Genomic DNA, 18,398 nt, shown 5'->3' with positions numbered 1-18,398 from the left:
CTCATGCCCGCGTTCGAGACAGACATGGCCATCGAGGGGAACATCACCACCACCCCCGAGTTGAAGACCAAGGGCGAGCAGATTTACACGCGGTTCCTGCTCGCGAAGAACGATCGCAACAAGGTCGACGGGGCCTGGGTCAACGGGGAGCGCACGTCGGTCCCCTGCGTCGCGTATGGACAGGAGGCGGAGATGATCTGCCGCACGTTCCAGAGCGGCGACCTGGTCGTTGCCGCGGGCCGGTACGTGATGGGCACTCGCAACGGGAAGCCCAGCAACCAGTTGACGGTCAAGCTCGTCGGCCCGTCGCCGCGGTTCACGGCGGTGCACATCGACCGTGAACGCCGCACCGCGCCCGAGACCGGCCCGGTCGTGGATGCCACGACGACCTGGGCGACGAAGACGCCCGGCTCGGGCCTGGAGTAGGTGGCCCTCATGGTGCGAACGATTGAGCTGGTGTCCACCCCGGACTGCCAGCAGTGCAAAGCCACGGAACGAGCCGTCGAGAAGGCGGGCGTCGAGTACGAGAAACGCGACGCGAGCGTGGATCCCGAAGCAGCCGCCGAGGTCAAGGCGCTCGGCTACTTCCGCGCACCGGTTGTGCTCGTGAAGATCGACGGCAAGCTCATGACCCACTGGGGCGGGTTCCGGCCGGACAACGTGAGCGTCCTCGCCGCCTCCCAGAAGCCACGCGGCGTCGAGCCTGTGCGGCCCGTCGACGTGCACGCGGACGAAGCGCGCGCAGCGCTCGACCGCCATCACACAGCGGCGTCCGTCGCGGGGGCGTCCCGGTCGATCTGACGCGGCTCCGGAGCCGTTTCGGCTCACGACACCCGACTAACAGAAGCCGGGCATTATACACTACGGTGATTCTAGTGCTGCGGTGTCTTCTTCACGAGAAACGAAGGATTCATGGCCCGCAAGGGAAAGCAGCGCAGTTCGGACTGGAACCAGATGTCGTTCGACATCTTTGGTCTGCCGGAGTCGGTGGCTGATGCGAAGGTAGCCGCAGCACAAGACGGAGGGATGGACGATGAGCCACAGGTACGAGTCGAACGTGCGGGACTACCTGCAACGGGCGACGCCACAGGAGTGGGCAGTCATGGAGGACCGGGAGCAGACGGTCGTGGAGCTCGCGTCGCAGATCCGCGAGATGGTCGAGCAGACGGAGGACGAGCTGCTTGGGCAGACGTTTTCGAACCCGGACTACTTGCAGGAAGTGGGGCGGCGGAACCAGGCCAAGCGGACCGCGGAGGAGATCGCGCTGAACCAGGTGCTGTACGAGGCGTACCCCGCGGAAGTGGACCCGGAGGACGACGGGGACGAGCCACCGGAGGAGCCGCCGCTGCGGCCGCTGTGGGAGGACTACCGGCAGCTCCCGCGGTCGCTGGGCCAGGTGCCGACGCCGGAGCTGTTGGCGCGGTTGTTGGAGACGGAGCGGAAGTTCTGGGGGACCGAGCAGGCGGTGATCGTTCCGCCGATGGATCTGGAGCGCGTGCCGATGCCGCCGACGCTGATCGACTCGAGCCGGCCCGCGGAGACCTGGGCGGAAGTGGAGGCGTACTTCGCGGAGCAGGCCCCGATCGCGGCGTTCGTTCGATCGCTGACCTGGGAGCAGTGGGCAGCGATCGAGCCGGTGCTCTTTCGGGCGACGGACTCGGATCCGGATCAACTCGACTGGAGCGAACTGTTCAGCGCGGTGCGGCAGGAGCTTCATCGGGGGACGCTGCAAGCAGCGCTCCCGCAGTAGCATTCCGTGCCGAGTCATCGGCGCAGCTCGCCCCGTCCGGCCCGAAGGCGCGATACGCGGCGAACGTCGCGGCGATCCGCCTCGCGTTCCAGCTACGGGACGCGGAGCGGGCCGCGACCGCAGACGAGCAGCAGGTTCTGGCACGGTACTCCAGCTGGGGTGCCGTGCCAGGAGTGTTTAACCCCGTCGACCAGGTGTGGGCGAACGAGTACGCGGAGCTGCGCGAGCTCCTGGACGACGACGCCTGGACGCAAGCACGCCGCACCGTGCTGAACGCGCACTACACCTCGCCGGAGTTCACCACCGCTATGTGGGACGGCCTGCGCGAGCTCGGCTTCGACGGTGGGCGCGTGCTCGAGCCCGGATCCGGGCTCGGCACGTTCATCGGCACCGCTCCCGACGGGGCGCGCATGACGGGCGTCGAGCTTGACGCCACAACCGCGCTCATCAGTCGTCTCCTGCAGCCGCAGGCCGAGATCCGCACGGGCAGCTTCACGGACGTGCGCTTCCCGGACGGGTACTTCGACGCGACGATCGGCAACGTCCCCTTCGGCCAGGTGAAACTGCGCGACGCGCTCCACAACCCCGGCCGCGCACTGTCCCTGCACAATCACTTCCTCGCGAAGTCCTTGCACCTGACCCGTCCGGGCGGCATGGTCGTGGCGCTCACGAGCCGCCACACGCTCGACGCCGCCGATGATTCCGCCAGGCGTCGTCTCTATGAGCTCGGAGATCTGGTGGGCGCGGTCCGCCTGCCCGAGCGAGCACACAAGGAGCTGGCCGGCACGGACGTCATCACCGACGTACTGGTGTTCCGCCGCCGCGAGGAGGGCGCCGAACGCGGCGACGCGCGCTGGCTGACCGTGGCCGACGTCGACTCCGACCAGCCCGTGGCGATGAACGGGTACTTCCACGCGCACCCCGAGCACGTCCTCGGTCACGTGTCCGCGGACACCGGCCGCTTCGGGCCAGAGCTGCGGGTCGTGGCCGAGAACGCCAGCGACGCGGCCCCGCTTCGCGAGGCGCTGACCGGCATCGCCCGGTCAGCGGTCATGGCCGGTCACGGCATGACCGCCCGGACACGAGACGCGGACATGAGCGCGGACACGGCCATGACCGACGATCTGACCGCAGCCCCGGAAGGAACGTGGGAGGGCACCCTCGTTGAGCAGGATGGCGGCCTCTTCGAGGTGACCGGTGGCCACCTGGCCCCGGTCAAGGTGGCCAAGACCGCACTGACCGAGGTGCGCAGCCTCGTGGCTATGCGGGACTTGTCCCGCGATCTGGTCACCCTCGAGGCGGAGACGTTGGAGGACACGGCGGAGCTGGCCGAGCTCCGGACCGAGCTGCGCACCACGTACGAGACGCACCTGGCCGCGTACGGTCCGGTCAACCGCATCAAGCTCATCGAGCTCAAGAGCGTCGACCCGGACACCGGCGAGCCGCGCGTGCAGCGCCGGACACCCCCAGCAACGCGCGCGTTCCGGCAAGACCCGGGAGCGGCGCTCGTGTTCGCGCTCGAGAACTACGACGAGCAAGAACAACGCGCCACCCCAGCGGGCCTGTTGCTTGGCCGTGTCCGCGCCCCGCGACCGGTGGTCACGAGCGTGGACACGCCAGCGGACGCGGTCGCGGTCAGCCTCGACCGGCATGGCCGCATCGACGTCGAGACAATCGCCGGCCTTCTTGGCGTCGAGAAGGAATCGGCACGCTCGCAGCTCGACGGACTCGCGTTCGAGGATCCCGCGGACAACGTTCTGCAGCCGAGAGCGGAGTACCTGTCCGGGAACGTTCGCATCAAGTTGCGCGAAGCTCGCGCGGCGGCGCTCGAGGATCCCCGCTTCCACGCGAACGTGGCCGCGCTCGAGAACGCGCAGCCAGCACCGCTGGGAGTGGAGGACGTCTACCCGCAGGTCGGCGCGTCCTGGATCGACTCCGAGACCTTCCAGGTGTTCCTCCAGGCGATGTCGGGCGATCGCAACGCCCGAGTGAAGCGCCTGGGTGCTTCCGACTGGCTGGTGACGGGAGGACGTTCGGGAGTTGCCAGCACGGACGAATACGGCACCGTGCGTCGCCCATTCGGCATGCTCTACGCGTCGCTGCTGAACATGACCGAAATCAAGGTCACGGATCGAGACCCAGACGGGCGCGAGATCCCGAACCCCGAAGAGACCGCGGCCGCTTTGGAGAAAGCCGAGGAGATCCGCGAGAAGTTCCAGGACTGGGTGTTCAATGACCCCGCGCGAGCGTCCCGGCTCCTGGCGATCTACAACGAGCGGTTCAACGCGATCGCACTCCGGGACTACTCCACAGAAGGTCAAGCGCTGCAGCTCCCCGGGCTGGCGGAGACGTTCACGCCGCATCCGCATCAGCGGGCGGCGGTCGCTCGCATGATCGCGGAGCCCACGGTCGGACTCTTCCATGAGGTCGGGGCGGGCAAAACCGCCGAGATGGTGATCGGCACCATGGAGCTGCGCCGCCTCGGGTTCGTGACCAAGCCCGTCGTCGTGGTGCCCAACCACATGCTCGAGCAGTTCTCCCGCGAATGGCTCCAGCTCTACCCCTCCGCCCGCGTCCTCGCCGCGGACTCGGGAGATGTAACGAAGGAGCACCGGCGCAAGTTCGTCGCTCGCGCGGTCACGAACCCGTGGGACGCGATCATCATGACCCGCACCGCGTTCAAGGGCATCCCCGTCTCGCCCGAATGGGAAGACACCTACAGTCGCCGCGAACTCGCGGTGCAGTCCTCCTACCTCGACCGTGCCGTCGAGTCCGGGGCCATGACCATCAAGGAAGCTGAGGACGCCCGCAGCAAGCTCGAACAGACGATCGCCAACCAGAATCCGCTCGTCCGGGATCTCGGCGTCGCGACGTTCGAGCAGATGGGCATCGACTACCTCGTCGTCGATGAAATGCACGACTTCAAGGGGCTCGCGATCGGCAGCAAGCTCAAGGGCGCGAACATCCCCACCGTGTCGGGTCGCGCCACCGACTTGCACATGAAGATGGAGTTGTTGCGCGCCACCAGCGAGACGGGCCGTATCGCGACCGTGGCCACGGCCACGCCGCTTTCGAACTCGCTGGTCGAGGCGTACACGATGCAGCGCTATCTGCGCCCCGACCTCTTGGAGGAGGCGGGTGTGCACGACTTCGAGGCGTGGGCGGCGACCTTCGGGGAGCTGCACACGGAGATGGAAGTCGACGTCGCGGGCGGCATGAAGACCCAGACACGGCTGAGCCGGTTCAAGAACCTGCCCGAGATGCTGCGCCTCTGGCGAGTAGCCGGCGACGTGAAGACCGCCGCGGATCTCGACCTCCCCACTCCCGAGCTCGCGCTCAACAGCAAAGGGCAGGCGCGCCCGGAGATGGTGATCGTTCCGGCCTCTCCCGCGGTGCGGGAGTACATCGGGGAGCTGCGCGGTCGCATCGACAAGCTCACTCGGGCCGACAAGAGCGACAACATGCTGCGCATCAGCTCCGACGGACGCAAGGCCGCGCTGGATGCAGAACTCGTGGGCCTCTCCGACGGCGGGGTGGAGACGAAGATCGGCCGGGCGGTGGAGAACATCGCCCGCATCTACCGGGAGAACGCGGCGAACTCGTACGTGGATCCCGACACGGGGAACGAGGCAGCGCACCAGGGTGCGCTGCAGATCGTGTTCCTGGATCTCGGGACGCCGAACAAGGACCGCGGCTGGTCCGTGTACGAGAAGATGCGCGATCGTCTCGCGGCCGCGGGGGTGCCCCGGTCGGAGATCGCGTTCGTGCAGGACGCGAAGGGCAGCGCCAAGAAGGCGGCGCTGTTCAAGGCCGCCCGGGACGGGCAGGTGTCGGTGTTGTTCGGGTCGACGGAGACGATGGGCGTCGGCACGAACGTGCAGCGCCGCGCGATCGCGCTCCATGACATTGACTGCCCATGGCGCCCATCCGACTTGCAGCAGCGGGCCGGACGCATCATGCGCCAGGGCAACCAGAACGACGTCGTGCAGCACTACCGGTACGCGACGTCGCACTCTTTCGACGCGTTCATGTGGCAGAAGCAGGAGCAGAAGGGCCGTTTCATCGCGCAAGCCATGCGTGGCGACGCTCGCGTGCGCGACCTCGAAGACATCGGCACCGCCGAACTCGAAGCAGGCGAAGCCAAGGCGCTGGCGACCGGGAACCCGAAGCTCGTGCAGCACGCGCAGCTGCGCACCGACGTCACGAAGCTGCGCCGCCTCGAGCGAGCACACGCCCAGTCTCAGGCGACGCTGCGCATGACCGTCGACAACGCGCGAGCACGCGTCTCGCGGCTCGAGCGTGAGATCGAGCAACTCGAGGCAGCACTGCCGCACGTGCGCGAGCTCGACGGCGATCGCTTCTCCATGACCGTCGGGCGAGGCACGTTCGCCAAGCGCACCGAGGCAGGGCAGCAACTTGTGCGGCTCTTCCACCGCGGCGGGATCCCGCAGGGGCGCGGCGGCTACACCACGTCATCAGCTCGCGCTGCCGTGGGCGAGCTCAGCGGCATGACCGTGCTCGCCTCGCGCGGGCGCGAATTCGGCAAGCAGCTCCTGTACCTAGAACTGCAAGACGTCCCCGGCAGCGAGATCACCGCCGACGCAGAACGCTTCCTGCAGAGCCCCGAAGGCGCGGTCACCCGCCTCGCGAACCGAATCGCCGCGATCCCAGCAGGCATTGCTGAACGCCGCCTCGACCGTGACGAGAAGCACCGAGTCGCAACCGAAGCCGAGGAACGCATCGGCCTGCCCTTCCGGCGAGCTGACGAGCTGCGCGACAAGTGGGCCGAGTTCCAAGCCCTCAACAAGGAACTCGCCCGCGAAGCAGCCCGCCCCAGGACCCCAGAAGAGCGTCCCGCTCGCCCGGTCGACGTCCACGCCGACCACACCCACACGCGACCCGTCAGCGGCTCTGGCCCTGCTGGCGTGTCCATCTGAGAGGAACACTCATGATCACGAAAGCCAACGCTGCCGTCGAACGAACGGTGCGTAGCTATTTCACCGATGGCCCCGCCGTTGAGGGGTTCGACCAGGTCGAGGACCCAGACCGGTTCCTGCACCATGTCGCGTGGAGCGCGACCCGGGAGATGCGCGCGCACGCCGTCGAGTACGTTGCGCGCAGAGGTCAGACGGGAGATCTCAAGGACGTGAAGCGCAGCGCGGGACGCCGCGCATTGCGCCTCGCAGTTCCGATCTGGCTCGAGTCCCGCTACCCGAGGCACGACCCGTCACGAAAAGCGCTCCCTGTGCAGCTTCGGCAGTCGGTGCGGGAAGGCGGCATGCCCACAGAGCGTCTGCTGCATCTGCGCCACGAGCTCCGCATCGAGCAATTCACGCACGGCGAACGGACCCTGCACACCCTGCCACCCACCAACCCCGCACGGCCCCGCCCCGGGGCATACGCGATCGGCAAGCGCGAGACGCAGGCACTCATGCTCACTGACCTCGACTTTGAGTACCAGGCGGAGCTGCAGAGCGTGCGGTTCCTGCACCAACTCGACACGTATCAGTGCTCGGACCTCGACGGGCTCGTCCGTTTCTCGAGCGGACGCGACCACCCCGAGGGAACACCCTGGTCGACCTACGCGCACGTGATGCAGGAGGAACGCGCTCGAGGTGGACTCGCGGCCTACCTTGTCTCTCGGGTGCCGGAAGTTGCACCTGTGACCGCCACCATGAGGTCCCTGTCGCAGGAGTTCCGCGCGTACGCGCACAAGACCAGCATTTCGCGGCTCGCGCTGGTCCACAACAACGCTCGCATCGAGCGGCGAGAAGCATCTCAGCAGGAAACGCTGCGCAACGCGCGCGGGTACGGGATCCTCCAGTTCGAGCTGAACATGCCCGCGCGTGGCATCGCCATGGGAAACAAGCTGCTACGTCAGGACGAGGCCGAATCAGACCGCCTCCGCGAGGTGCTCCGTGCACCGTTTGCGCGCGCCGAGGATCTGTACCGAGCGACGCGACTCCTCGACCTCGACAAGCTGGCCCAGGCGTCGAAGGGAATCCGCTTCACGAACGACGTGCGGACCCAGGCCGTCGCGCCGGTCGCTGAGCAGACGGGAGCGTCCATGTAGAGGTTGTGCGCGCGCACGCGCCGGCTGCGTGATCGCTGGTGCAGTCGCAAAACCACACGCGGCCCCGAACCACCCCGGTTTGGGGCCGCGTTGTCGGTTGGCTGCGAATGTCGGTGCGGACTCCTACAGTGTCGTCATGGACACTCAGGGGGAATCGTTGATCACATGGTCTTCGCTGCGATGGGCGAGCGGACGTGGCATCGTCGTGGCAGGCACGCTGCTCGCTGCCCTGGCCCTGCTGGCTTGGCTGGTCGGCGGGACCGTGGTCGACGTGCTGCGAGACACACTTGGATGGTGGCTCGCGGGATTCGGCGCGGCCGCGCTCGTGTGCGCGGTCGTCAGCGAGGTCGCCATCTGGTGGATGCGCGGCAGATCCCGGTGGGGGTACTTCGCGAGCGACGAAGCCAAACTCGACTACCTCGAGTCCGTCACGCGTCTCTGCCCCTCGGACGCCAGGCTTGTGCGGGTGGGACGCCTCGAAAGGGCGTACCCCACCGGCTCGCGCTACTCCGTGAAGGACATGCACGGGGACGACTCGTCATCTTGGTTTGCGGAGGCATGGCCCACGCGGGGAGACGTGCTCCTGGTGCGAGGCGAGTACGGTCGCGGACACCACTGGGGAGACTCCAACGTGCTCTACGTGAACGAAGTCCTCACGCGCCTCCTGTCCTGGGTCTGGGGAGCGCTGCGGCGCAGCGCGCGCCTGGAAGCCAGGGAAAGCACCCGCACCGGGTGCGGAATTGCTGGAGAGGGACGCACCGCGAGTGGAGTTCGCCCCGACCGAGCACGATGAAACCAGGCCTTGGCCTGCCGTGCAGTTCTATCCGACGCTCGAAGCGGCACTCCAGGACTCACCGCCCTTGGAGGTGCGTGAGAACAGAGCGGGGTCAGTCAGCTCATGAGTCGTGGCGGCGTCCTGGGCCTATCCGTGTCGGTTGGATACGATCAGCGCGTGAAGGTCGATCAGCAGGTACACGTCAGGGAGTTCCGCCCATACGCGGTGGTCGATGACCTGCGCGAGCTCCGCGGGCCAGCGTCAGGAGTCCTGACGCTCTCGCACGCCCTCTACTGGGGGCCGAACCGCGACTTCGAAATCGCTGACGACAACCAAGCCGCCGACGCCTACACGGCAATCTTGAACGAGGGCACGCACGCGGATGTGGTCGAGCTGATCAACGCGCAGCGACTCGAGCGCGTGTGGCCAACGCTGACACTGCCATGGCAAGTGCTCCGCGACTGGGAGTCCCGGCACCGCGTGCTCCACCAGGACTGGGCGTGAACGAGCAAGTCGCACGGCAGCGGCGCATCACGACAGCCCTCCTGAGCACGCTCGGACCGCATGGGTTCGCGCTGAGCGGGGCCGGAGCACTGCGCGAGCACGGCATCCTCGAGCGCCCGACCGAGGACGTCGACTTGTTCTGTGAGCAAAAGAGCGACGCTGACTTCGCGGCCGCGACCGCTCGCGTGGAAGACGCGCTCCAAGATGCCCGGTTCTCGTCGGAACGAGTGACCGACGTCCCGGGTTTTCTGCGTCTTCGCGTGACGGGGGCGGACGGCGACGTCGTGGACGTTGACCTGGGCTGCGACTACCGAGTGCTTGCACCGGTCACGCTTGAAGTTGGGCCAGTCCTTGCGCTTGAGGATGCGGTTGGGAACAAGGTCGCGGCGCTGTTCAGCCGGGGCGAGCCACGCGACTTCCTGGACGTCGACGCCATACGCCGCACAGGCCAGTTCACGGACGGCCAGCTCTTGGAGCTCGCTGCGGCCAGAGACGGCGGCTTCACTGTCGACTGGTTCGCGAAGCGCCTGGCCAGCATCACCCGCATCGCGCCCGAGCGGATGCGGGACCGCTACCTCGTCGACGTTGACGAGTTCCGGGCCACGCAAGCGCGGCTCGTGGCCTGGGCGACAACGCTCGCCTCGCGCCCGCGGGACATTCACGCCAGCGGAGCGGCGTCTCCGGACATGCAACGCCGGGGCCCGGACGGCCCTCAGCTCGCTTGAGCGATCAGAGCGACAAGCCCGCGGCGCTGCGCTCGCGAGGCTCGCGCGCTCTGCCTCCCGGCTGAACAGCGTGCACATCGATGGGGCGTCGCGTTCGATCGCGACGCGCGTGACTCACGCGCTCCTCGTGCTCTCGATTCGCGACATCGGGTGCAAGTAGCTGTGTCCGTGTGACACGCTCCGCCTGGATCGCGTCGAGGTTGCGGAGCTCTGGCATGGACGCCTTCGTTGCTTCACGCTCGAGCACGCGCGCGGCATTCGCCTGGATCTGGAGGGCGTCAATTTCCTCGACCGCTGGCCCATCGCCTCGGCGTGGGTCCGCGTTGGCGTCGTTGCGCGCCAGGCGGAGTTTCCGCAGTTCGTCTTCGAGTCGGTCGGCGTCGTCCTTGATGGTCTGCAGCTCGTCGTGCGTGTGAGCGGGGGAGATCTGCGCTTCGGTGGCGTCGAGGTCAAGGAGGTGCCCTGCGGGGCGTTGCTGCCAAGGCGCGGGCGCGAACACGCCTTCGCGTGCGGAGATCCCGAGCTCGCGATGCAGCGCCCGGTAGTTGTCCTGCAGGCTGGCTTCGAGGTCACCGCGCCGCAGCGACTCCACGAGCTGCCGTTCCGCGGTGGCATCGTCGCTCGCGACGAGGAACGCTTCGTTGACGCGCTTGCCGCGGGTGAGGCCGACGTAGAGGCCGGCGGCGTCGACGCCGGGGCCGACGATGGAGCCGTGCACGGTTTCGCCCTGGATGCCGTGGATCGTTGACGCGTAGGCGAGCGCGAGCCTGTCGGCCGCGTAGTCCGCGTCGACCGTGGTCGTGAGCCCCTTCTGGTCGACGGACTCGAGGAGCAGCTTCCCGGTCAGTGTCTTCTTGCGGACGGTCCACACTTGGCGGTTCTCCACGTTCTGGTCGCTGTCGTTCTGCCTGGTTTGCACGACATCGCCCGCGTAGATGACCGCCCCGTCCGTCGTGCTGGCCAGTACCTTGCCGGTCACGTGTCCGCGGACAATGCGTTCTTCTTGGATGAGATCGTTGAGGGTGACCGCTTCCTCGTTCGTGGCCACGCAGAGTGCGGCGCGGTCTTTGTGTCCGGCGAGTTCGAGGTAGCGGTCACGCATGGCCGCCTGCAGCTCGGTCATGGTGGCCGCTGTCCGGACGTGACCGGTGGTCACGAGTTCGTGCGCCACTTCGTCCGGCCCGTCGCCTGACCGCATGCGCAGGGTGAGGTTCGCGTAGGCCGTGTCCGTCTCCCCGTTGCTGGTGCGGAAGCGGTGCACGGACTCGAGATCGATGTGCGTGTCCGCGTAGCGCTGGCCGAGCGCCATCGCGCCCGTGTGCCCGACGGGGTTCACCTGGGCGGGATCCCCGACGAGCGCGATCCCGGCGCCCGTTTCGGCGGTCACCTGGAGGAGCGCGTGCATGGTGTGGAGGTCAACCATGCCCGCCTCGTCCACCACAATGCGGGTCTTCCGGTCAACGACGGCGCTGTCCTTCGGACCCCGGTAGACGTGGCCGTCTTTGGACATGGGGTCTTTCTGGCCGATGGCCAGGCGCTGCCATGCTGGCCGTCCGGTGTCCTCGTCCGCGGTCCACCGGAACCCGTACTGGAACAGCAGCGCGTGCAGGCTGGTCGCGTCAGCTCCCGTCTCGCGTCCGGCCACGGACGACGCCTTCTTCGTCGGCGCGACGATGAGCACCTTCCGGCCCTGGCCGGACAGGGAGGCCCTGGCCACTTTCAGCATGGTCGTCTTGCCCGCACCCGCTGGCCCGATGACCGTGACCAGACGCGACGAACCAGCGATCGCGCACGCTGCCGCGGTCTGCTGCTCGTCCAGGCCGTGCTCGCCGCCGATCTTCGGGTTGCTGGCCAGCTTCTCGATGACGCCCGTGGCCACGTTCTTCCCGCGCTTGGCCTGCGCCCGCATGCCCTCGTCAACGTCCCGCTTCAGGGTGGCCGTTTCCGCCAGCATGTACCGGCCAACCTCACCCGGCACGTCGATGCTGTCCGCGGCCAAGTCGATCAGGTAGTGGCCGCGCGCCCGGTCGAGAGCAGCGTCCACGGCGGATGCGAGGACGTCGCGGTCGCCGCTGGCCACCACGCGAGCGACCGCGCGGACCGCGCCCGCGCGCAGCGTGTAGTCCGAGAACCGGCCGCTGGACGAGGTCGATCGGGAGTCGGCGTCCGCGATGGCCAGCCTGGCCACCCGGTCAATGTCCGCGCCGGACACGCGGACAACCCGGTCAGTGACCGGGGGAGTGACCGGCTTCCGCTGCTTGAGCAGGGCCGGGTCGAGGTCAGTGAGCTCGCGGCGGACACCGTCCACCCAGTCCTCCTCGGACACCATGTCCGGCTTCTCAGGACGTCCGACCGCCCACGCGCGCCGGTCAATGGCCATCTGGTCATTGACCGTCGGCTCCTGTCCAGGGTGGCCAGCCTGCCACTCGGCCAGGAAGCGGGCCTTGGCCGATTCGATCTGGTTTGACCGCTTCGAGAACGCCCGGACCAGATGCTGCAGCTGCTCGACCTCGCCCGTGGCCGGGTCGATGGTGAACCCCTTGGCCGCGAGCGTGGCCACCCATTCGGTGTCCGTGACCGCGGCCAGCTGGCCTTCCGCGTTGACGAGGGTCTGGAAGCGCAGCATCGTCCGGGAGTCGAGGTTTGACCAGCGGCCATCCTGTCCGAGGGCTCGAGCGTTGAGCCACATGTGGGTGTGGGTGTGCGGATCGAGGGAGCGGGAGCGGGCGTGCTTCAGCTCGACCACCTCGATCTGCGCGAGGTCCATGCTGATGCGGCCTTGCGCGCCGCGCCGCGCGTTCAGCTCGGTGCGCCACATGTCGATCGTGCGATCGCGGATCCGCTCCTGCAGCGCGTCGAACGCGGCCGCGATCTCCGGGTCCAGCATCGCGGCGAGCGACAGTGTTTTGGGGGCGTTCACGGTCGCATCGAACAGGAGGTCTGCATCGGGCCCCTGCATTTGGTAGCCGCGATGCACGCCCGTGGCGGGGTCGCTGCCCGCGACCCAGGCTTTCAGCTGCTCCACGCCGAGTTCATCGGCGGCGATGCCCGCTTCGGTGGCGGTGAAGCGGGTCACGGTCGATCCCGCGTGCGCGTACCCGATCGCGGCGTCGACCGACGCGAGCCGATCGGCTCGAGCGCCGTCGCAGACGCCATCGAAGGCGTAGTGGACCGCGGCTCGCAGGCCATGGCCTGCGACACCCCGCTTCCATCTCGCTACTCCGCCGCGCACGGAATGAGCGTAGCTCACACTGAAAGTGCCTGCGTGCCTTACACCCTTTCTCTCCTCGTGTCCGTCACCTTCCCTCCCTCTGTTTCCCTCGTCCTCTTCACTCATCTCTCCCTGATTCCGTCGTTCTTCGTTCTCTCTCGTCATCTTCATTCGCTCGCTGTTCTTGCCCCCCCCCCCCGGTGCCCTTCTCGCGTGACTTCGACCGTTCATCTCCCGGCCCGGAACGACGCGGTTCAGTTGTCGTTGACGCGTTCCGGCCGAGCTCACGCATAGGAAGATGGGGCGCGCGCACGGCTTGCCCTCCGGGAACGCCCAACGCCTACCCGCGAACACCGTCGGGCGGGGCAACGCAGCCCGGCGAGGTGAGGTCAGTCATGACACGCACGAACCGCACCGCAACAAACCAGCTCCGCAAGCTCGACCAGCAGTGGGCAGCAGAAGACCACCAGGCGCTCGTCGCCTGGTTCACGCGCCATCCAGATATGGCCGCACGAGAACTTCCCGAGCTCGAGGAACTCGTGACCACCGCCAGCGAGTCCGGTCGCCCTCCAGTGAGGGCACTACTCGGCATGGCTGTGCTCGTCACGGACACCACGATCCGCCTCGCGGACGCGGTCACCCTCGACCCAGTGACCGGTCGCCTCGATCGCGCCGCAGTCGAGGGGTACCAGGCCGCTCTCGACCGCTGGGTCGGACCACCACTGGACGGCGGTGACCGCAAGCCGGTCAAACGGACACGCGACCTGTCCGGGAACGAGATCGGACGCGCGCACCGAATCGAGGAGTGACCGCAACGCGGGGAGAGCACTGACCGGCCACTGGCCAGGCGGACATTCCTGGCCGGCCACGTGGCCACCCGGGCGCAGTCATGACTTGTCCGGTCACGGTCACGCTCCCGTGGCCGGACAAGCGGTCATGCCACTGTTCCCAACGGTCAAGGGCCTCAACGGACAGCGGCCGCTGGGGCCGTGCCCGGGGTCGCTGGCGAGACGGACGGTTCCACGCCCAGGGAAGCCCGCCCAGCCCAAAGGGCCCAAGTGGCGCTGTCGGTGGCCGGTGCGAGACTCCACCCATGGTCCGCGCGTTCGATCCAGGCTCCGAGGTTCCGGCTGCGGAACTCGTGACGACCGCCCGAGCGGTCGCAGCGCTCACGTTGCGATGCGCTCAGATCGAGTACACCAGCTCCAACGGATACGTGCGCCAGAGAGACGTCTACTGGGTGCCGATGGCCGTGCGGCCGTGTGACGACCTGTCGTGGCTGCTCTGGGAGCACGTGCCACCGGTCTACCCCGACACTTCAGAACTGCTGCCTGTGCGCGGCTTGGCTGCGGTATCGGTTGCGGTCGACGAACAGGTGTACCGCGCCCAGCGCTTCAACTACCTCCGCGCGCCGAACGTCGAGAAGCTACCATCGGGCGGGTGGACGGCCTCCTAGGCTGCGGGTCGCATATAGATCATCGGCGTTACCCGTCCCAGCAGCACGCAGACGTTGGCGCCGAGGGCGAGTCCCACGAAGAAGCGAAGGCGAACGTCGCAGCCCCCGTTCCAGACGCCTGGGAGCTCGTCGATATCCGCTCCCACAAGTCCCAGCCAGCCACGCTGCTGAGTCTCCTGGCACCAGTCGCGACTCACGGCCTTGCGCGCGGCCCGCCGCGCGGCGGTCGGGATGCTGCCCACGACCCCGTGACAGGTCGTGCCTGAGCCGAAGCACATGACATGCAGGTTGCTGTTGTGCGGTCCGTAGCCGGTGTGGCTGCGCACGAGGAAAACGCCACCGCGCTTTGGGTTGAAGGACCAGAACCAGGCGTTCTGTCGGACGCGCCACGGCGCATGTTTCTGGCACGAAGCTGTGAAGAGCGAGGCGCAGTGCCTCGATGCCGAACGTCGCTTGCAACAGCGCTTCCGTCCAAGCGCGGCTAGTGTGGATCCATGACCGAGTTGGAAATCGTTGGCGCGTCGGCAGGTACCGATAGCGAGGGGTACGAGCTACGAATCTCCCGCCTTACGATCGATAAACTCGGAGTCAAGCTCTACGACAGAGTCAGTGCTGTCGTCGCGGAGCTCGTTGCGAACAGCTACGACGCGGATGCCACCAACGTGCGGGTCAAGCTTCCGCTCAAGACATTGCTGAGCGTCCAGGACCAGGAGTTGCCAGACTGGATAGTCTCGGTTGGCGACGACGGCCACGGGCTCACTCCGGCCGAGGCTCGGGCCTACTACTTGCTCGTGGGGGCTGATCGCCGTAAGACCGGAGCCGGTGCCCTGAGTCGCAAATTCAAGCGTCCAGTCATGGGTCGCAAGGGTATTGGTAAGCTGGCTCCTTTCGGTATTTGCAAGCGCATTGAAGTTATCTCCGCCGGTGGGCCAGAGACTGCAGATGGGTACTTGACCAGCCATTTCCTCATGGACTTTGATTCGATCGTGGAGGAAGACAATGATCAGCCCGTCCCGCTGCCACCGGGACACCTTGACAATACATATCTGCCGACGTCTGGAACCCAGGTTATCCTAAGTGGATTCCTTCCGAAGAGAGTGCCTGATGGTGATGTCTTTATGCGTCAGCTCGAGCGTCGCTTTGCGTTGGCCGACCCGGAATTCGCTGTCACTGTGGAGGACATTCGACAGCCAGGTGACGATCCCCTGTCGATGAAGACATTCCAGATTGATGTTGTTGAATCAACTCGCATTGATCTCACCCAGCGGCCCGTGTCGTTGGAGAACGGGTCCAATTTGTCGGTGACCGGGTGGGTGGCTATGGCCACTGAATCGTACCGGAACGAAGAGATGGCAGGAGTGCGCATATATGCCCGCGGTAAGATTGTCGCTACGACGCGTGACTTCGAGCAACGTGCCGGCTTCACAGGGGAGTTTGCGACGCGGTCATACATGGTTGGTGAAGTTCACGCTGACTGGCTTGATGATGACGACGACGACGATTTGGTCCGCACTGATCGCCAGTCGATTCTCTGGGAGTCGGACAAGGGAACAGCGCTCCGCAATTGGGGCGCGGAAATCGTCCGCGAGATTGGGCGTCTAGGGCGAGAGCCTCGACGAGAAAAAGTCAAGAAACTATTCAGGCAAGTCGCTGATCTGGAAAGGCGAGCCCGTGCGCGATTCAAGGACGAATCCGTGGTGAAAGTAGCCTTAAGTCTCGGTGACAGTATCGGTGGGTTCGCGGCGGAAGACGAGCTGCTCGATGCCGATTACGTTGAGGGTCTGGCCCAGGTAATCCTGACAGTGGCACCTCATCAGGCGCTGGTCACGGCTTTCCAGGACTTCGAGCGTACTCGGACAGGTGGCGCCGAACCGTCGCTTGAGGAGTTGCTCGATCTCTTTGGTAAGACGCGAGTCGCAGAGGCAGCGTCCTATGCCCAGATTGCAAGCGAGCGAGTTCAAGTCCTCGATCAGTTGGACAGCATCGTATTTGACACCGCCCGGGACGAGGCTGCCCTTCAGCGCATCATCACGGAGGCCCCCTGGTTGATCCAGCCAGATTGGACTGTTATTACCGCTAACCAGAGTCTCAAGACTTTTAAAGTCGCTTTCGAGAACTATCTGAAGCGTGAACACAAGCTGGACACCACGCTCGCTATTGAGTACGAGAGCAAGCGGCCCGACTTCACGCTGGTTGCTGTGGGCGGCATGCTGCATGTAGTCGAGATCAAGGCGTCCGGCCATGCGCTAGACGACAGCGATTTCGAGCGTCTCTTTCGTTATGTTGACGCGCTCCGCAAGTTCTTCGAAAAGAATACAGACATGGCGGCGGAGTTTCCTCGTAAATGGCGCATAGATCTAGTGGTCGACTCAGTTGCATTAAAGGACCCAATGAAAGAGCAAGCATACGCCACGGTGTTGGCAACCAATGAGGTTTTTCAGCTTTCTTGGGATGACTTCCGTAACCGCGCGCGGCGCACCAACGAGGCTTTCCTGCAAGCGCGGGATGACGCTGCTGGCGCAGCGCGAGGAATCGGCGTCAGGAACAGATCATGAAGGCTGTGAGTCTCTTCTCAAACTGCGGTGCCGGTGACGTCGGTTATAGAAATGCGGGCTTCGATTTTCGAGTAATGGCTGAACTCGATCCGAATCGCCTGGCGGTTGCTCTCGCCAACCATCCCTTGGCGGTCGGAGTACCTGGGGATTTGCGCAGCACCTGGTCGAAGGTCGTTGAACAATGGCACCTCGCCGAGCCGGATAGGCGACCTGACCTACTCGCAGCTTGCCCGCCTTGTCAAGGGATGAGCACAGCTCGGAGTGGACTTGGTAGCCACGACGATCACGAAGCTGGGGGGCGAGACTCTCGAAACTTGCTCGTTACTGTGATTGAGGCGGTAGCTCGCCAGCTCAAGCCCCGGGCTATTGTTGTTGAGAATGTCCCCGCGTTCTTGACGCGCTCAGTTCCGCATCCGGAGACGGGCGGGCCAGTGAGTGCAGCACTTCTTCTGGTGGAACTGCTGCGTGCGGATTATAAGGTCTTCGCGATCTCGGCGGACCTCGCTGACTGGGGTGTCCCGCAGACGCGGAAGCGGTCCTTCCTCACGCTTATTCGTAATGATGAGAAGGGTCTGGAGACTAGCTCTGGATTCGCTCCGTTCCCGAGGCCAAGCCACGCATCGGACTGGGGTGGGAAACATGTCTCCATCAAAGAGTCTCTGACGGAACTCGCCGCGGGCTCGCTGGACGCGTCGACTGCTGCCCGGGCTGCCGACCCGACGAAACCGATGCATTTTGTTCCAGTCTGGGGGGAGCGCCAGTACAAGATGGTTCAGGCTATCCCTGCAAACTCGGGAAAGGGAGCGTGGAGCAACGACGGGTGTTCTGTCTGTGCTGTGAAATCTGTCGATCCTGATGAAGCTGTGTGCAGAAGTTGCGGAGAACCTTTGCTGCGTCCTGTCGTCAAAGGTGATAAATCATGGCGTCTCGTCAAGGGATTTCGTACAACCAGTTACACGCGCATGAAATCGGACTCTCCTGCATCCACTATTACCACTGCGAGTGGTCGTGTCGGAAGCGACATCACAATCCACCCGTGGGAGAACCGTCTTCTCAGTCCGCTCGAATGCGCGCATTTGCAAACTCTGCCGACGGACTTCGAGTGGGGTGATGCGCTCAAGAAGCATGGACATAGCAATTTGCGTGAGATGATTGGAGAGGCAGTTCCACCCAGGTTCACCGAGTTGCACGGCCGTGCCATTCTGAACTTTCTGAGCGGAACTAACGAATCATCGCTTCTTCCATGTGAAGATAGTCGTGCCCTAAAGGCTCGAGAGGCTCTACGTAGGGCCAATGCCAAGGTCGGTACCAAGTCGGTCCAGGAGTAGAACTATCTCTGTGTGCGGAGT

At 65.7% G+C, this 18,398-nt stretch carries 14 protein-coding genes; 12 read left to right on the top strand and 2 right to left on the bottom strand.

The window, feature by feature from the left end; translation table 11 throughout:
- Nucleotides 1-3 precede the first annotated feature (3 nt).
- The 8 genes from C5E05_RS05845 to C5E05_RS05810 all read left to right on the top strand — a co-directional run bounded on the left by C5E05_RS05845 (nucleotide 4) and on the right by C5E05_RS05810 (nucleotide 9,827).
- Nucleotides 4-426, top strand: coding sequence for a single-stranded DNA-binding protein (locus C5E05_RS05845; protein WP_104341384.1), 423 nt, complete (start codon nucleotides 4-6; stop codon nucleotides 424-426).
- Between the two features lie 9 nt (nucleotides 427-435).
- The gene (locus C5E05_RS05840) at nucleotides 436-801 is read left to right on the top strand and encodes a glutaredoxin domain-containing protein (RefSeq protein ID WP_104341471.1); all 366 of its coding nucleotides are present in this window, start codon (nucleotides 436-438) and stop codon (nucleotides 799-801) included.
- A 256-nt stretch (nucleotides 802-1,057) separates the two neighbouring features.
- Nucleotides 1,058-1,750: a hypothetical protein gene (locus C5E05_RS05835; protein WP_146081045.1), complete on the top strand. Its 693-nt coding sequence runs from the start codon at nucleotides 1,058-1,060 to the stop codon at nucleotides 1,748-1,750.
- A gap of 173 nt (nucleotides 1,751-1,923) precedes the next feature.
- The gene (locus C5E05_RS05830; RefSeq protein ID WP_181059404.1) at nucleotides 1,924-6,687 is read left to right on the top strand and encodes a helicase; all 4,764 of its coding nucleotides are present in this window, start codon (nucleotides 1,924-1,926) and stop codon (nucleotides 6,685-6,687) included.
- Between the two features lie 11 nt (nucleotides 6,688-6,698).
- Complete coding sequence (locus C5E05_RS05825; protein WP_104341381.1) at nucleotides 6,699-7,823, top strand: hypothetical protein; 1,125 nt, start codon at nucleotides 6,699-6,701, stop codon at nucleotides 7,821-7,823.
- A 136-nt stretch (nucleotides 7,824-7,959) separates the two neighbouring features.
- Nucleotides 7,960-8,616, top strand: coding sequence for a hypothetical protein (locus C5E05_RS05820; RefSeq protein WP_146081043.1), 657 nt, complete (start codon nucleotides 7,960-7,962; stop codon nucleotides 8,614-8,616).
- Nucleotides 8,617-8,775: 159 nt separating this feature from the next.
- A complete protein-coding gene (locus C5E05_RS05815) occupies nucleotides 8,776-9,102 on the top strand; it encodes a hypothetical protein (RefSeq protein WP_104341379.1) in 327 nt (108 codons plus the stop codon).
- Complete coding sequence (locus tag C5E05_RS05810; RefSeq protein WP_181059402.1) at nucleotides 9,099-9,827, top strand: nucleotidyl transferase AbiEii/AbiGii toxin family protein; 729 nt, start codon at nucleotides 9,099-9,101, stop codon at nucleotides 9,825-9,827. The genes C5E05_RS05815 and C5E05_RS05810 overlap by 4 nt, the downstream gene beginning before the upstream one ends.
- A gap of 4 nt (nucleotides 9,828-9,831) precedes the next feature.
- Here C5E05_RS05810 and C5E05_RS05805 read toward each other — a convergent pair whose 3' ends face one another.
- On the bottom strand, nucleotides 9,832-13,059 hold the full coding sequence (locus C5E05_RS05805; RefSeq protein ID WP_181059400.1) for an AAA family ATPase: 3,228 nt from the start codon (nucleotides 13,057-13,059) through the stop codon (nucleotides 9,832-9,834).
- A gap of 374 nt (nucleotides 13,060-13,433) precedes the next feature.
- Here C5E05_RS05805 and C5E05_RS05800 point away from each other — a divergent pair, with 374 nt between their 5' ends.
- Nucleotides 13,434-13,847 carry a hypothetical protein gene (locus C5E05_RS05800; RefSeq protein WP_104341376.1) on the top strand — a complete coding sequence of 138 codons (414 nt, stop codon included), beginning with the start codon at nucleotides 13,434-13,436 and terminating at the stop codon, nucleotides 13,845-13,847.
- 284 nt (nucleotides 13,848-14,131) lie between these two features.
- Nucleotides 14,132-14,494: a hypothetical protein gene (locus C5E05_RS05795; RefSeq protein WP_104341375.1), complete on the top strand. Its 363-nt coding sequence runs from the start codon at nucleotides 14,132-14,134 to the stop codon at nucleotides 14,492-14,494.
- Here the strand turns inward: C5E05_RS05795 and C5E05_RS05790 are convergent.
- The gene (locus tag C5E05_RS05790) at nucleotides 14,491-14,820 is read right to left on the bottom strand and encodes a hypothetical protein (protein WP_104341374.1); all 330 of its coding nucleotides are present in this window, start codon (nucleotides 14,818-14,820) and stop codon (nucleotides 14,491-14,493) included. The two genes, C5E05_RS05795 and C5E05_RS05790, sit on opposite strands and share 4 nt — an antisense overlap.
- Nucleotides 14,821-14,988: 168 nt before the next feature.
- Here C5E05_RS05790 and C5E05_RS05785 point away from each other — a divergent pair, with 168 nt between their 5' ends.
- Together C5E05_RS05785 and C5E05_RS05780 are read left to right on the top strand one after the other, a co-directional pair.
- Nucleotides 14,989-17,049, top strand: coding sequence for an ATP-binding protein (locus C5E05_RS05785; protein ID WP_104341373.1), 2,061 nt, complete (start codon nucleotides 14,989-14,991; stop codon nucleotides 17,047-17,049).
- The gene (locus C5E05_RS05780; RefSeq protein WP_104341372.1) at nucleotides 17,046-18,377 is read left to right on the top strand and encodes a DNA cytosine methyltransferase; all 1,332 of its coding nucleotides are present in this window, start codon (nucleotides 17,046-17,048) and stop codon (nucleotides 18,375-18,377) included. Before C5E05_RS05785 ends, C5E05_RS05780 begins: the two co-directional genes overlap by 4 nt.
- Nucleotides 18,378-18,398: the final 21 nt, after the last annotated feature.

Origin of the sequence: Pseudoclavibacter sp. AY1H1, assembly GCF_002931055.1 — a bacterium.
Taxonomy (GTDB): Bacteria; Actinomycetota; Actinomycetes; order Actinomycetales; family Microbacteriaceae; genus Pseudoclavibacter.
This window is presented reverse-complemented; position numbering and strand designations above follow the sequence as displayed.

Coding starts and splice junctions, on each gene's coding strand:
- C5E05_RS05840 (WP_104341471.1), top strand. CDS start 436: ATGGTGCGAACGATTGAGCTGGTGTCCACCCCGGACTGCCAGCAGTGC.
- C5E05_RS05780 (WP_104341372.1), top strand. CDS start 17,046: ATGAAGGCTGTGAGTCTCTTCTCAAACTGCGGTGCCGGTGACGTCGGT.
- C5E05_RS05845 (WP_104341384.1), top strand. CDS start 4: ATGCCCGCGTTCGAGACAGACATGGCCATCGAGGGGAACATCACCACC.
- C5E05_RS05800 (WP_104341376.1), top strand. CDS start 13,434: ATGACACGCACGAACCGCACCGCAACAAACCAGCTCCGCAAGCTCGAC.
- C5E05_RS05820 (WP_146081043.1), top strand. CDS start 7,960: ATGGACACTCAGGGGGAATCGTTGATCACATGGTCTTCGCTGCGATGG.
- C5E05_RS05795 (WP_104341375.1), top strand. CDS start 14,132: ATGGTCCGCGCGTTCGATCCAGGCTCCGAGGTTCCGGCTGCGGAACTC.
- C5E05_RS05785 (WP_104341373.1), top strand. CDS start 14,989: ATGACCGAGTTGGAAATCGTTGGCGCGTCGGCAGGTACCGATAGCGAG.
- C5E05_RS05825 (WP_104341381.1), top strand. CDS start 6,699: ATGATCACGAAAGCCAACGCTGCCGTCGAACGAACGGTGCGTAGCTAT.